This window comes from Pseudomonas sp. 31-12 (assembly GCF_003151075.1).
GTDB lineage: Bacteria > Pseudomonadota > Gammaproteobacteria > Pseudomonadales > Pseudomonadaceae > Aquipseudomonas.
The window spans coordinates 4,953,276-4,965,669 of record NZ_CP029482.1 but is presented as its reverse complement, the minus strand read 5'-3'; the positions used below and the strand labels follow the sequence as shown (position 1 = coordinate 4,965,669).

The 12,394-nt window shown below is 50.7% G+C and carries 10 protein-coding genes and 3 pseudogenes; 7 read left to right on the top strand and 6 right to left on the bottom strand.

All coding sequences use genetic code 11. The features are described from left to right. Positions 1 to 39: 39 nt before the first annotated feature. The 5 genes and pseudogenes from DJ564_RS23425 to DJ564_RS23405 all read right to left on the bottom strand — a co-directional run. Positions 40 to 237, bottom strand: a pseudogene (locus DJ564_RS23425) (transposase domain-containing protein); the annotation flags it as partial. 165 nt (positions 238 to 402) lie between these two features. Next, positions 403 to 1,581, bottom strand: a complete 1,179-nt coding sequence (locus DJ564_RS23420; protein ID WP_109636174.1) for a DegT/DnrJ/EryC1/StrS aminotransferase family protein — start codon at positions 1,579 to 1,581, stop codon at positions 403 to 405. Positions 1,582 to 1,666: 85 nt separating this feature from the next. Continuing rightward, positions 1,667 to 2,293: an acetyltransferase gene (locus tag DJ564_RS23415; protein ID WP_109633708.1), complete on the bottom strand. Its 627-nt coding sequence runs from the start codon at positions 2,291 to 2,293 to the stop codon at positions 1,667 to 1,669. Next, a complete protein-coding gene (locus DJ564_RS23410; protein WP_109633707.1) occupies positions 2,290 to 2,886 on the bottom strand; it encodes a sugar transferase in 597 nt (198 codons plus the stop codon). The genes DJ564_RS23415 and DJ564_RS23410 overlap by 4 nt, the downstream gene beginning before the upstream one ends. A gap of 48 nt (positions 2,887 to 2,934) precedes the next feature. Beyond that, a complete protein-coding gene (locus tag DJ564_RS23405; protein WP_256597448.1) occupies positions 2,935 to 3,381 on the bottom strand; it encodes a hypothetical protein in 447 nt (148 codons plus the stop codon). 207 nt (positions 3,382 to 3,588) lie between these two features. On the opposite strand from DJ564_RS23405, the pseudogene DJ564_RS32920 reads away from it, so the two are divergent. The 6 genes and pseudogenes from DJ564_RS32920 to DJ564_RS23380 all read left to right on the top strand — a co-directional run. Continuing rightward, a pseudogene (locus tag DJ564_RS32920) lies at positions 3,589 to 3,740 on the top strand (hypothetical protein); the annotation flags it as partial. A gap of 67 nt (positions 3,741 to 3,807) precedes the next feature. Continuing rightward, positions 3,808 to 4,218, top strand: a complete 411-nt coding sequence (locus DJ564_RS23400) for a glycosyltransferase (RefSeq protein WP_218277765.1) — start codon at positions 3,808 to 3,810, stop codon at positions 4,216 to 4,218. Further along, positions 4,215 to 5,198 carry an SDR family oxidoreductase gene (locus DJ564_RS23395; RefSeq protein WP_109633704.1) on the top strand — a complete coding sequence of 328 codons (984 nt, stop codon included), beginning with the start codon at positions 4,215 to 4,217 and terminating at the stop codon, positions 5,196 to 5,198. The genes DJ564_RS23400 and DJ564_RS23395 overlap by 4 nt, the downstream gene beginning before the upstream one ends. Next, positions 5,198 to 6,214, top strand: a complete 1,017-nt coding sequence (locus DJ564_RS23390) for a glycosyltransferase family 4 protein (protein WP_109633702.1) — start codon at positions 5,198 to 5,200, stop codon at positions 6,212 to 6,214. The genes DJ564_RS23395 and DJ564_RS23390 overlap by 1 nt, the downstream gene beginning before the upstream one ends. Before the next feature lie 121 nt (positions 6,215 to 6,335). Beyond that, a complete protein-coding gene (locus DJ564_RS23385; RefSeq protein ID WP_162556234.1) occupies positions 6,336 to 8,324 on the top strand; it encodes a nucleoside-diphosphate sugar epimerase/dehydratase in 1,989 nt (662 codons plus the stop codon). A gap of 112 nt (positions 8,325 to 8,436) precedes the next feature. Continuing rightward, a complete protein-coding gene (locus DJ564_RS23380; protein ID WP_109633699.1) occupies positions 8,437 to 8,772 on the top strand; it encodes a helix-hairpin-helix domain-containing protein in 336 nt (111 codons plus the stop codon). Between the two features lie 629 nt (positions 8,773 to 9,401). Here DJ564_RS23380 and DJ564_RS23370 read toward each other — a convergent pair. Further along, positions 9,402 to 10,563 (bottom strand): annotated as a pseudogene (locus DJ564_RS23370) (IS3 family transposase). 609 nt (positions 10,564 to 11,172) lie between these two features. Between DJ564_RS23370 and DJ564_RS23365 the strand changes: the two are divergent. Further along, a complete protein-coding gene (locus DJ564_RS23365) occupies positions 11,173 to 12,381 on the top strand; it encodes a hypothetical protein (protein ID WP_162556233.1) in 1,209 nt (402 codons plus the stop codon). The last annotated feature ends 13 nt before the right edge of the window (positions 12,382 to 12,394 follow it).

Here is a 12,394-nt window from a genome sequence, read left to right as displayed (position 1 = left end):
TACGCGGCGTGCTTAGCGAGGCGATGTGAGCGAACAGTTTCAAGGCATCAAGGCTTCGTAATCTTCAACCGAGGTGCCTCTGGCAGGTGTTCAAGTGCATGGCGCAGCCACGAATAGGGCTCTTGGCCCTTTGCATCCGATAACGAAGGATCGGATCGCACGCTCAGCCGCATTGCTGTCGATCGGCAAGTAACCGGCTTCGGTGTAACGCACCAGTTTAATCCGGTTGCTGATCAGTTAGCTGTTGGCGTTGCCCTGTGCATTTTGCGCCTCGATAAACTTCCGTTGCGCATGTGCGGGATCGGGACTGGGTTTAGGGAGACAAGACAATTTATCGCAACTCCCGAACCAGCAAGAAGCTGGCCCGGGAGATCCCGCAGATGTTCCAGGGCCGAAGTAGCGCTAGGGCTTGCTGGCTTGCTGCATTACGCTGCTAATCACATCGCAGGTCTTATCAATTTCGGCTTCAGTCAGCGTCGGATGCACCATGAACATCAGGCTTGTCTCTCCCAACTCTTTCGCCACAGCCAGTCGTGCCTCTGGGCGCCAGCCGGTATTATCAAACGCTTTCTCTAGGTACACCTCAGAGCAAGAACCAGAAAAACATGGAACTCCAAGCGCGGAAATCGCGGACAGAATGCGGTCGCGGTCCCAGTCTGCCTTCAACTGCTGTGGCTCTATGAACACATAACATTTATAAGCAGCATGAACGTAGTCTTCAGGAACCACTGGAGCACGCAAACCTTTAAGCTCACGAGCAAGCGACCAAATACGTTCCGCATAATTGACTCGGCTGGCACGCCACTCAGCCATGCGACGAAGCTGAATCCGTCCTATGACTCCTTGCACTTCTATCATCCGCCAGTTCGTACCGAAACTTTCATGCAACCAACGAAAGCCTGATGGATGCTCGCGTTCGTAAATGGCTTCCCAGCTCTTGCCATGATCCTTGAATGACCACATTTTCGACCAGAGACTTCGATCATTCGTCGTAACCATCCCGCCCTCACCCCCGGTGGTCATAATCTTATCTTGGCAAAATGACCAAGCACCTATATGACCAATGGAACCCACCGGACGCCCCTTATACGTAGCACCATGTGCCTGGGCGCAGTCTTCGATTACCTTGAGGTCATGGAGAGCCGCAAGCTCCATGATCGGGTCCATATCGCATGGCCACCCAGCCAGGTGCACGCAGATTACACCCCGGGTACGGGGAGTCAGTACAGCCTGGATTTTCTGCGCGGTAATGTTCTGGGAGTCGCGGTCGACCTCGGCAAAGACCGGAATCGCGCCGGCATTGACGATGCTGGAAACTGACGCCAGAAAAGTTCGGGGGGTGACGATGACTTCGTCTCCACGCCCAATTCCCAGAGCATTTAAAGCAAGATCAAGTGCAACGGTACCGTTCGCCAAGGCGATGGCATATTCCGTGCTTGCCCAAGTGGCAAACTCCTTCTCAAATTCGCGACACTCTTGCCCGGTCCAATAGTTAACTTTATTGGAAAGAACCACATCGCGAACGGCATTGGCCTCTTCCTCAGTGAACGAAGGCCAAGGAGAAAATGGGGTATTCAACACGGTTTTTACCTGCCATCCATAATTTAAAAAGAACCGTCGAACGTTCGAACGGCTAATCATTCACATTTATCCGATGCTTAAACACTCAGGATTTGACAATCGCTCGAGCGGGGACTCCAGCTACAGTCCTGCTATCAGAGATATCGCAGACCACAACGGCACCGGCACCAACCATCACGTTGGAGCCTATCCTGAGCATCTGCCTGACGCAGGCGCCGATACCTATCCAGCTTCCGTCGCCTACGTTGACAGAGCCTGCCAAGCGGGCACCTGGACTGATATGCACGCACAAACCAAGAATGCAGTCATGATCAACGCTGCAGCCCGTGTTCAGAATCGCCCCTTCACCGACTGTCGCATAGGCATTGACCACTGCCGATGCAAACACCACGGTTCCAGCCCCAATCTTAGCGTATCGGCTTATGATCGAAGAAGGGTGGACCAACGTAGGAATTTGTGCGCCTGATGCCTTCAGTTCGTCAATTTTGCCGCGGCGGACACTGTTGTTGCCAATAGCTACCAGGACACCGTCGAACTCTTGCACCCGGTGGAGCAAGTCGTGGGTTGTTCCAACTACCGGCCAAATCCCGATGGATGAAACCTCAGGCCATGCATCATCAAAGAACTCGATGCCTCGCCATCCACAACATTCAGCCGTGTCGGCGACAACCTTGCCATGACCACTCGCACCGAGAATTGCCAGTCTCTTCATTTTTTTGACCCGGTGAACTTGGTCATTGTGGCTTCCCCTTCAGCACTGATCCCATCCCTGATCAAAACTTTTTTGACAGTGAGGAAGATGATCTTGAGGTCGAGCCAAAGGGACTGATTATCTACATACCACACATCCAGTTTGAACTTCTCCTCCCAGGACAGTGCGTTGCGGCCATTTATCTGAGCCCACCCAGTGACGCCAGGGCGTGCGTCATGTCTGCGAACCTGTATTATATCGTACAGAGGTAAGTACTCCATCAACAGTGGGCGAGGCCCAACCAGACTCATATCTCCCTTTAAGACGTTCCACAATTCAGGCAGTTCATCCAAGCTACTGGATCGAAGAAATCTACCAAAATCTGTCATTCGCTCCGAATCGGGCAAGGGGTTACCGTTGGCGTCCAACGCATCCCGCATCGTGCGAAACTTGACCATTTCAAAGGGTTTACCACCGAGACCTGGCCTAACCTGTCGAAACAAAATCGGAGATCCCAATCGCTTGCGAATCAAGTATGCGACTAACACGATCACGGGAGACAAGACAATCAACCCGGCCACGGAGGCTACAATATCGAATAAGCGTTTTGACATCGGAGGTCCTTGAAAAACAGATTATCGTTGGAGAAAAAAGCGTCCAAATCATTTCGCCAAGCGCTTGAAATGCTCGCCAAACCACTCGGCACCGACTAGAAATGACAGTTCTTTTCGATAGAACGCAGCCCCATTCTCAGTCATGGTGGTGCGTCCCTCAACTGAGATCTCCATCAACGCCAGGATCTCAGCCACAAGTGCCTGCGGACTATCCGACTCGCTAACAACCCCACAACCAGCAGCGCGCACCAAATCTGCGGTATCACCGTCGACAGCCATCAAAATCGGCTTCCCGGCTGCAATGTATGCCTGGGTTTTAGAGGGAATGGTGATGGTGAACACACAAACCGAAGCGATAACTCGATCGTCGCCAATCTGCTGTAGGATTAGGCTTAGCGGCTCGAGCCCGCGCATCGTTACCCGGCAGGCGACGAATTTTGCGGCACATAATGACACACTGAGACGTTTTTTTGCCCCACCGTTTAGCTGCCGCACGTTTTTTCACTATGCTACTTTGCTACTATCCAAGCTCATTAGCCATTGTTGCAACCCCAAGCTCACGAGAAAATGCCAAAAACCAAAAAACCATCAGGTCGCCTTTCAAGGAACTGCAAACACGCGGGGTCCTGGAACACCTCCAAAATTTTAAGCTGTCGGTAGAGAAAATGAAATTCGGACACTTGAAGAGTCTGCGGCAGAACCATGGACCTTTACATATGGAAGGAACCCAAGGGTGTAGAGCTGGCTATCAAGACCATGCTTGAGCAAATGTCCCCATGTCTGGCTACTGGGGACTGGAATGATATTGTGGGTTTGGTAGTTTTTCGCTGTACTATCGCGCGCCTTGGGTTGGGCATCGATTTGAATCGGTTTGATCGGTCCCGCTACTCCTCGGAAACACGAAGTGTGTCGCGAGGCGATATGGACATTCCTGAGTCGAGTAAAGTTCTTTTATTTTTTGGTAGAATTACGCCTGACAAAGATATTAAAGAACTTGTCTCGGCATTCTCCGATGTTGTGAATAATTTTTTATGTCTCTCCAATTGTCGGGAAGGATTTTCTACAGTCGTTATGGGGGCCGCTGCAATGGGGGCGTCCACGATTGCTACCGATATCAATGGCTTGTCTGATGCAATAGTCGATGGCGGAACAGGAGTTTTGGTTCCTGTCAGAGATACTGTTGCACTTGAAAAGACGAATCTCTCAGCGTTGAATAACATTCCATTAATGTCGGCAATGGGTGCTGCTTGCAGGGATCGTGCTCTCAACGATTTTGCGGCGAGCAACTGTTCTGATTTATTGATCAACGAGCGCAGGGATTTCTCAAATTGACTATTGATATAGAACACGCACCTCAGCGAGTCTTGGTCACCGGGGCAACCGGCTTTGTGGGATCCGCATTGGTCAGCGCCTTGAATAAGCAATCGAGTTGTTTACCAGTTTCCGTCGTGCGTTCAAAAGCTGCTACGCCTGTAGGAAACTCCCAATCATTCTGTATCCCTGATATCTCATCATCAACCGAATGGCAGGATTGTTTAAGGGGCGTCGCGGTTATCGTTCATGCTGCTGCACGGGTGCATGTGATGAAAGAGGTCGCCGCGGATGCGTTATCCGAGTTTCGCAAGATTAATGTAGAGGGCACAGTCAATCTTGCCCGGCAAGCGGCACAAGCCGGAGTTAAACGTTTTGTCTTTATCAGTTCTATTAAAGTGAATGGTGAGGAGACGCATCCTGGTCGTTCTTTTACTGCTGACGATAATCCGGCTCCCTCCGACCCGTATGGTATTTCCAAGAAGGAAGCGGAAGAGGCGTTACTTGCTCTTTCGCAGGAAACTGGGATGGAAGTTGTAATTGTTCGTCCTACCTTGATTTATGGTCCGGGTGTCAAGGCTAATTTTCGAAATATGATGGGGTGGCTCAAGAAAGGCATACCTCTGCCTTTTGGCGCTATTTATAATAAGCGCAGCCTGGTTTCGCTCGAAAATTTGATCAGTTTGATTTTGGTTTGCCTTACGCATCCTAATGCCGCTGGTCAAATATTTTTAGTTAGTGATGGCGTTGACTTGTCTACGACTGAGTTACTGAGTCGCACTGCCGAGGCTCTAGGTGTCAAGAGTCGTTTAATTCCCGTGCCTGAGCGATTTTTGGTTTTCTGTGCGGTTGCTTTGGGGCGCCGAGCATTGTCTCAGCGTTTGTGCGGATCACTGCAGGTTGATATCAGTAAAACCCAAACTTTATTGGGTTGGAATCCGCCAGTTTCCGTACAAGATGCCTTGAATAGAACGGCTAAAGAATTTTTGGAGTGTTGTTGATGACAAGCTTATATTGGATTTTATCGTTGGCGTTTGTCGGTGCACTCACTGGCACCGCTCTACTGCGTCGATATATGCTCTCCAATAATCTTATAGATATACCAAATGCACGAAGTTCTCATGTGCTGCCTACCCCTAGGGGCGGCGGCGTGGCATTTGTAATCTCATTTATATTAAGCGCAGTTCTGCTTGCACTGACCGGGCAGGTTCATTGGTCCCTGATATGGGCGATCGCGGTGCCAGGGGTCGCAGTCACTGTCATCGGTTTTCTCGACGATTTCAGTCATATTACGGTACGTTGGCGGTTATTGGGGCATTTTATCGCCGCGATCACGGGATTGGTTCTTGTGGGCGGATTGGCGCCGATTCCGCTATTCGGTATGTCGGTGAATTTGGCGTGGGCTGGATACGTGTTTGGAAGTTTTTATCTTGTTTGGTTGTTGAACCTCTATAACTTCATGGACGGGATCGATGGATTGGCAAGTATGGAAGCGATATTTGCGTGCTTGGGCGGGGCGCTACTTTATGTTGTTTCCGGGTACATCGAATTTGTGTGGGGTCCGATAGCGTTGGCCCTGGCAGTGGCTGGTTTTCTGTATTGGAATTTCCCCCCCGCACGTATTTTCATGGGCGATGCAGGTAGTGGGTTCCTAGGGATTACGCTGGGTGTCTTGTCGTTGCAAGCAGCGTGGGTTAACCCAGCATTATTATGGGGGTGGCTCATTCTATTGGGTGTATTCATCGTCGATGCGACCTGCACCCTTGTTGTCCGACTGGTCAAGGGTGAACAGGTGCACGTGGCTCATCGCAGCCATGCCTATCAATATGCATCACGTCAGTTTGGTGGTCACCTGCCCATCACCCTGTCTGTCGCCGGTATAAATCTGATCTGGCTGTTACCGATAGCCATTCTGGTGGCCGTGGGCAGTCTCGACGGTTTTTTCGGTTTGTTGATAGCCTACGTACCATTGATTCTCTTGGCCTTGCGGTTCAAGGCAGGTCAACGCGAAGGTTGATTCGGTTCTTCCTCCCAGCACAGTCTTCAGGGGGCGCAGGGAGATAAGACCTTGAAGTCAATTGAGATAAAACCTCTTGAGCTTTAAGCTTGTCGCTTGATTTTTTGAAAAGGATATTGAAATGCTTCGCCAATGGCTACTCCAGCTTCCTCGGCGGCAAAAAAGGCTGATGCAGGTTGGGACCGATGTAGTGTTGGTCTGGATTGCGCTTTGGATGGCTTTTGTCGTTCGCCTTGGAATTGACGAGTTCATAAATCCGCTCAGAGACCACACGTGGTTGTTCCTGTGTGCTCCTGTCATCGCGATTCCGCTCTTCGTTCGTTTCGGTCTGTATCGCGCGGTTCTACGTTACTTTGGTAACGATGCGCTGATTGAAATCGTGAAGGCTGTGAGTCTGTCGGCGCTCATCCTCGGCGTTGTGGTCTATTGGTATAGCAATCATCAGAATGTTGTGCCCCGCTCAATTGTTTTCAATTATTGGTGGCTAAGTCTGCTGATGGTCGGCGGGCTGCGGCTGGCAATGCGTCAATATTTTCTCGGTGACTGGTTTACCGCTGCGCAGCACGTACCTTTTACGAACAGGGACAATGGATTGCCCAAGGTTGCCATTTATGGCGCTGGGGCGGCCGGCAACCAGCTCGTTGCGGCACTACGCATGGGGCGGGCAATGCGTCCGGTCGCCTTTATCGACGACGACAGCAGTATTGCCGACAGGGTTATTTCAGGATTACAGGTTTACAAGCCCAAGCATATTCAGCGGATGATCGATGCGACTGGCGCCCAGGAAATTCTCCTGGCCATACCCTCGGCCAATCGCGGAAGACGTCGTGAGATTCTGGGGTACCTGGAAGGATTCCCATTGCACGTCCGAAGTGTTCCCGGTTTTATGGACCTGGCGAGCGGCCGTGTGAAAGTCGATGATATTCAAGAGGTGGACATCGGCGACCTGCTTGGCCGTGATGCAGTACCGGCACAGGGCGATCTGCTTGAACACTGCATCAAGGCGCAAGTGGTTTTGGTTACCGGTGCCGGTGGTTCGATCGGCTCTGAACTGTGCCGGCAAATCCTCGCCTTGCGACCCACCACACTTATGCTGTTTGAACACAGTGAGTTCAACCTGTACAGCATCATGTCGGAGTTGGAGCAGCGGATTGCGCGCGAATCGTTGCCTGTAAAGTTGGTGTCGATCCTTGGCTCTGTGCGCAACCAGGACAAACTGTTGGACGTAATGAAGACGTGGCGCGTCGATACGGTTTATCACGCCGCGGCCTATAAGCACGTTCCGATGGTTGAACACAATATTGCCGAAGGCGTACTCAATAATGTCATCGGTACGCTGAACACCGCGCAAGCTGCGTTGCAAGCTGGTGTTGCCAACTTTGTACTTATTTCCACGGACAAGGCTGTCAGGCCCACCAACGTAATGGGCAGTACAAAGCGTTTGGCTGAAATGACGCTCCAGGCCCTGAGCCGCGAACTGGCTCCTGTCTTGTTCGCCGATGCGTCGAATGTATCCCGGGTCAATAAAACCCGTTTCACGATGGTGCGTTTCGGGAACGTGCTGGGATCCTCTGGGTCGGTCATACCGTTGTTCCACAAACAAATCCAGTTGGGTGGTCCCCTCACGGTCACTCATCCGAAGATCACCCGCTATTTCATGACTATCCCTGAGGCCGCCCAACTCGTGATTCAGGCAGGTTCAATGGGGCAGGGCGGCGACGTTTTCGTTCTGGATATGGGCGAGCCGGTGAAGATTGTAGAGCTGGCAGAAAAGATGATTCACCTTTCTGGTCTGAGTGTGCGATCGGAAAAGAATCCCCATGGTGATATTGCCATCGAGTTCACGGGGCTTCGTCCTGGTGAAAAACTTTACGAAGAGTTACTGATTGGCGATAACGTTGCGGCGACTCTCCACCCAATGATCATGACTGCCAGCGAGGACTACCTTTCCTGGGATGTGCTCAAGGCAAGGCTGGTTGAGCTGTTGGCGGCAGTTGAGCAGGATGACTACTCCCGCGTCCGCCAACTCCTGCGCGACACCGTCAGCGGCTACACCCCTGACGGTGAGATCGTCGACTGGATCTACCAACAACGTCGCCTCGAACCCTGATTGTTTCACATCCTGCAACAGACACACTTTTGACAGCTCCATTACATCGCCTAAGTTTGGAGAGCAGCTTCGGAAAAGCTGCTTTCCTAATCGATGTCATGGAGCTTCAATTATGCGTACTGGCTATTTCTACTCCCTGGTTTTTGCCCTGCTCACCAGCGCCTCTATTGCTGCAATAGCTGCGCCTGCGGTGAAGCCTGAGACAGGCAACGCACCTTTGGTGCTGGAAGTTTCCCCTCAAGCGCAAACTGGAAAAGTCGATCTCAATGGCGCTGATGCACCCACCCTGCAGCGTGAGCTCTCCGGTATCGGGGAAGCCAAGGCCAAGGCGATTGTTGCTTATCGTGACAGTAATGGTCCATTTTCGTCCGTAGACGAACTGCTGGAAGTGAAAGGGATAGGGAAAGCGATTCTGGACAAGAACCGCGAAAAGCTTCAAGTGAACTAATCTTGTAACTCAACGCTAGGGGCCGGTCATTGACCGGCCTTTTTGCATGTGCGCCAGGCATGGCGCGTTGCGCGTAAGCGCAACCAGTTTGGCTGTGGTGGCCACGCTGGTAACTTGGAGGTGAAAGTCCTCTACACACCCGGCAAGGGGGAGTGTTAGCCAGAGGCAAGGGTGTCGCGGGTGACTGCGAATCTGAAGGAAGCCCGAGGCAAAATGCTGGCCTGACGAACAGGAAGCGGATTAGGCTACGTAGCGGGGTGAGATGGCATGCATCATCAAAGCCCAATACTTGCACGGAACGCTACGACGTAAACCCGACAGGCATAAGCAGAAAGGTCGCGCGAATTACCCTGGGAGATCTGCACGTTTGCCAGTGTGCTACCGAGCGTCGAGAGGCGACGGGATGAACGTGCAAAAGTCAGCCGAAGCCGTAGTAAGTGACGAGTAACTCCGTCACCAAGGGCCGAATAGGTTATGCCGCCAGTAGGTGTCGGAGTCTCGTCGAATGCTGAAACGCAGAATATTCTCCAAGAGAAAACTGTTACCCCAAGTCCCGGATGGTATCCGAGGATGACGGCTGACAGGGCGCAAGCATCGACGGCGTCTGTGACATGGACGAACTGTAGTGGTCAACTAATCCCGGACACGACGTTAAGTTTTTCTTCGGCCCGAGCTGGCGCCAGCCCATCATTGAATTGATGGGGTCGAATCCAATTGTACCGATGGATCAAGAAATGGCTGATATCGCGCTGGGCTTCTTGAGCCGTTCTGTAGCCCGTGGTCGGTATCCATTCTGTTTTCAAGCTGCGGAACACGCGTTCCATTGGCGCGTTGTCCCAGCAATTTTCCCGCCGGCTCATGCTCTAGCGCATGCGATAACGCCACAGCCGCTGGCGAAATAAACGACTCGCATACTGCGACCCTTGATCCGAGTGAAACAGCAGGCCCTGAGGTTTTCCTCGTTGCTCGTAAGCCATATCCAGCGCCTTGATAACCAAATCGGCGTCCGGCTTTTCCGACAACGCCCAGCCCACTACCCGGCGTGTGCAAAGATCCAGCACGACAGCCAGGTAATGCCATTTCCCTTGGGCCCAGATGTAGGTGATGTCGCCGCACCACACATGGTTGGGTGCCGGAACATCGAACTCCCGATTCAAGATGTTCGGGATATCCAACCGTTCAACCGTCGCTCGTTTATAGGCATGAGAGCCAGGTTGTTTACTGACGAGATGAAGCTCGCGCATCAAGCTGCGCACTTTGAACCGACCGAGTTGCTCACCATCATCACGCATCATCGAGAGAAGGCTACGACTGCCAGCAGCACTGCGACTTTGTGAAAACAACTCGCTCACCCGGCTGCGCAACCGAAGCCGTTCGACATCAGGCGTTCGCCGTTTGAGGCGGTGGGCGTAGTAGCTTGAGCGGTTGATATCAAACACTTTGCGCAGCCAATCAATCGGCTCATGGACGCTTAGCTGATTGATCAGCGCGTACGCTCGTGATCTTCCGACATCAAGAGCGCGGTAGCCTTTTTTAATATGGATTTTTCCCGTTCAAGGCGGGCGATCCGGGCTTCCAGTTCCTGGATTTCTGCTGTTCTGGTGTCAGCGCTTTACTCTGCGGGGTGATGCCTTGGCGCTCCTTCTGAACCTGGTCAACCCAACGGCGCAGGGCCGATTCGCCGACGCCGAGTGAACGGCTGGCTTCGATGTAGCCGTAGTTTTTCTTGAGTACGAGGTCAGCAGCCTCGCGTTTGAATTCAGCGGAAAAGGAACGGCGTTGTTTGGTCATCTGGCACCTCGATCTGGCGAGCATTCTCGCCTAAATGGGTGTCCGGTTTCATTAGACCACTACACATCTTGATTTTGATAACCTCAAGAAACCCCGGCCCTAGTGCAGATTATTTACCTGCATTTGTGATTTACAGGCAGTGATTCGGTAACGCGCAGAAAGGGGCGAATGCATTACTTCTCAATTCTCATGCCGGCGCCACCAGCAGAAGACGACACTCGTCCCCAGCAGGTATACTCGCGGGCGCGACTGATACTCCTGTATTAGCGGCGATCCGTGGATTGAGGTGCTTGTAATGCAGAGTAACAGTTTTGGCTGGCCGCATTTCAGAAGGTGAAGCTTGAATTGCTCCCGAGATGATAGGGGGGGCGCGTCATTTTTGAACCGCTGCAATTTCGGCCTGTTCGACGTCAGGTGTGTATCGGGAAGGCGCCCTGTGAGAGCAACGCTGCCGGTAAATTGGCAGTCACCCTGAAAGTCGCTCAAATATGGCGCGTTCAATAATTTTAGAGTCTTGTAATCTCAACTGAAATAACTACGCAGAGGGGAGTAATTATTATGATTATATCGAAGCCAGTCAAACCCCTCAGTATGGACAGGGATAAGCATATGGTGATTAAAAGCGAAGCTGACTTAAACATGCGATCGCGTCACATGTTTGATTTAGCTGCTTATATCGCCTTGCTAGTAATTAGCGTAGTCATGTTTACGCCATTGATAAGTAAGTTGTCATTGGTTGGCGGAGACTATATCGCCCATCTGAAGTGGGCGGGCGAAATAGAAAAACATGGAAAATTGCTTCTTCCGCACCCGCTATATCACATATTGGTCATCCTGGTAAAAAACATATTTTCCATTGATTATGTAAAGTCGTCAACAATAGTTGTGGTGTTCGCCATCTATTTTTTGGCAATTTTGAACTATAGACTATTGGCCAAATGCAGCTCTCCGCTAATAGCTGTACTGTTTTCGATCTGTCTGCTCGTCGTTACGCCGCTTCAAGTTATTTATTTTATTGATGGTCATTTGTATTTTGGGTATGTTGGGATCACTGTGTACCACAGTCCCACCATGTTACTCTTAAAGCCCTTGTCTCTAATTGCATTCTGCTATGTATTGAAAGCAGCGACCAGTACGTCAGAGAGTGATTTGCCAAATGGCATTGCTTTTGCCTTATCATTATTTGTCTGCGGTGTTTCGAAGCCGAATTTTCTTATCATAATATTGCCAGCCTTTCTGATGTTTTTAATTGTTGCTTGTAAGTTAAAGTCCATACTGTCGCGCAGATATATATATAGTGCTTTTTTTCTTCCGGTTTTCTTGGTGTTAGGCCTTCAGTTCTTTCATACTTATTATTATCAAGGTCTTTCATTGGGGACTGGTAATGATGAAAGTCATGTTGTTTTGCTACCCTTTGAGAGTATGGGTCATTATTCAAGTTTTTTGACTGTGAAATTCTTCCTGTCTATTGCATTCCCGCTTATTGTGTTCCTGTGCTATTCAAAGGAATTTGTAAAAGAAAAAGCTTTGATTTTGTCCAGTGCCTGTCTTTTGATGGGGCTTGTTCTGACGTATTTTTTCGCTGAAAGTGGATATAGGCTGTATGCCGGAAATTTTTGGTGGAGTGGACAGATTGGGCTGTATTTGACGTTTTTGTTCTCTTTAGTTTTTTTGCTTGAAAATGCAAAGAAGTTTACTATCAAGAGGATCGATAAGATAAAGTATGTCCTCTGTCTGGTAATGTTTTTCGCGCATACAGCATTTGGAATATTTTATTATAGGCAGGAATTACTTTTTTCTTATATGCAGTTTTGGTAAAGACTTAATCTCA